Source organism: Bacillus sp. MBGLi79 (assembly GCF_002953915.1).
Window position 1 is genome coordinate 4719910 of record NZ_CP026521.1, and the last position, 458, is coordinate 4720367.

At 32.5% G+C, this 458-nt stretch carries 1 protein-coding gene; it reads right to left on the minus strand.

Annotated elements, in window-relative coordinates; all coding sequences use genetic code 11:
* Nucleotide 1 precedes the first annotated feature (1 nt).
* Entirely contained in the window at nt 2-346 is a 345-nt protein-coding gene (locus C1T29_RS24045) for a hypothetical protein (protein ID WP_231516525.1), read from the minus strand.
* Nucleotides 347-458: the final 112 nt, after the last annotated feature.

Sequence of the window (458 nt, forward strand, 5' to 3'; positions counted from 1 at the left end):
CTTATACACCTTTAGCTAAATCATTAGCGTGACCTAAATCATAATTAGTACTATTTGTGTCTGAATTTTTAAGTAGTGTAACAGTTCTATTACTCGATGTACTGCTCATTTTAATAGAGAATAATTGAGTTTTTTGAGTTGCACTGTTCAGTTTTGCTGCATAAATAGCATTATTGTTGCGATCCACACACATTCCCTGCATCGCAGTAAAATACCCTGATTTTGATAAAGGTGTATAAGTTGTATACGTGTTAAAGTAACCGGATTGAGCGTATACAGTTGTTGCAGCCAAACTGCTTATAGCTAAGACAACCGCCGTTATTAAGACTCTTGGTTTTCTAAACATCCATGCTATCCTCCTATATTTTATTTCCAAATTATATATTGAAGAGATTTTATCGTCAACGTATTACCCATTTATGTAAATTCGATATTTACACCTTATAAACTAAGAAATT

Coding starts and splice junctions, on each gene's coding strand:
- C1T29_RS24045 (WP_231516525.1), bottom strand. CDS start 346: ATGTTTAGAAAACCAAGAGTCTTAATAACGGCGGTTGTCTTAGCTATA.